This is a genomic window from Marinomonas sp. BSi20584 (assembly GCF_002792415.1).
GTDB lineage: Bacteria > Pseudomonadota > Gammaproteobacteria > Pseudomonadales > Marinomonadaceae > Marinomonas > Marinomonas polaris.
Genome location: NZ_KZ454928.1, coordinates 1 through 964, shown reverse-complemented (window position 1 = coordinate 964; position 964 = coordinate 1). Strand labels below are relative to the sequence as shown.

General features: G+C 39.4%; 2 protein-coding genes. Both read right to left on the bottom strand.

The window, feature by feature from the left end:
• Positions 1-208: hypothetical protein (locus tag TY87_RS22875; RefSeq protein ID WP_232617225.1), on the bottom strand; the 208-nt coding region annotated here is incomplete at its 3' end.
• Between the two features lie 212 nt (positions 209-420).
• Positions 421-792: an ATPase gene (locus TY87_RS22390; protein ID WP_100188763.1), complete on the bottom strand. Its 372-nt coding sequence runs from the start codon at positions 790-792 to the stop codon at positions 421-423.
• Positions 793-964: the final 172 nt, after the last annotated feature.

Genomic DNA, 964 nt, shown 5'->3' with positions numbered 1-964 from the left:
CCCTCGTCTCATCTGACCTACGGGGTGGTTGTGTAGTGTGATCGGGGGTTGTGTTTTTTACAAGGAAGTCTATACGCTGTATTTCACCTTTGTTTGCTACAACAATATATTGACCTAAAGCTTTTCTGCGGCGCACAACACGATTTACTGCTTGCTTTAAGTGGCGAACACGATCAAAACTCGGTTGGTAATTATCTTGATTCTGCATGCTGAATTAGCTCCATAAAGTGGGCGTAAAGCTCTGTTTCGTTAATGTTTAATTGGCCTTGCTTCACTTCAAATATAGACATCGGCTCTTGGTTCTCATTGTAAAGGCATTCTGCGTAATTTACTTGTTTAGAATAATGCCTGTAGAAATTCACTAGGCTTTTAGGGAATCTACGCTCTATATCTTTATTTGGGATACTGTGTCCACCATGTTCAACGCTGTTCAACGCGTTCAGCAACTCGTTGCTTTGATACCTCAGTAGAGCTAACCAGTAAATAAAACACGGATACCAGCCAACCAGAATTTTGCCATTCTTTAATGTGTTCTAAATAACGTAGACCAGAAAGCGTAGTTTCAAAGGCAAAGCTATCATCACCTACAGATAAGCTTTTCAGCCTTTGTAAAAAAACACGTGCCGCTTTGACATTGGCTTTTTGCGGTTCTGCAGGTGACATTTCTCTCGCAATTTCATCTGCATTTAAGTAGTGGTTAATAATTCCTTCATCTATTAAATCTAATGCAAAGGTTGTTTTACCTGCACCGTTAGGCCCAGCAATAATGAAAATCTCTTTTGTCTTGCTCATTGTCATTACTTCCTAGCTTTTATAAATATTTTTAACATCACGTGATCATAGTTAAAATATCACTCACATTAAAGTTACGATGAATGGGGGGTGATGAGTTTTTTAAACCGTCACTTTCATTTTCAAGTAAAGCGCCTCGTTCCTCGTCTCATCTGACCTACGGGATGTTGTG

Coding starts and splice junctions, on each gene's coding strand:
- TY87_RS22390 (WP_100188763.1), bottom strand. CDS start 792: ATGAGCAAGACAAAAGAGATTTTCATTATTGCTGGGCCTAACGGTGCA.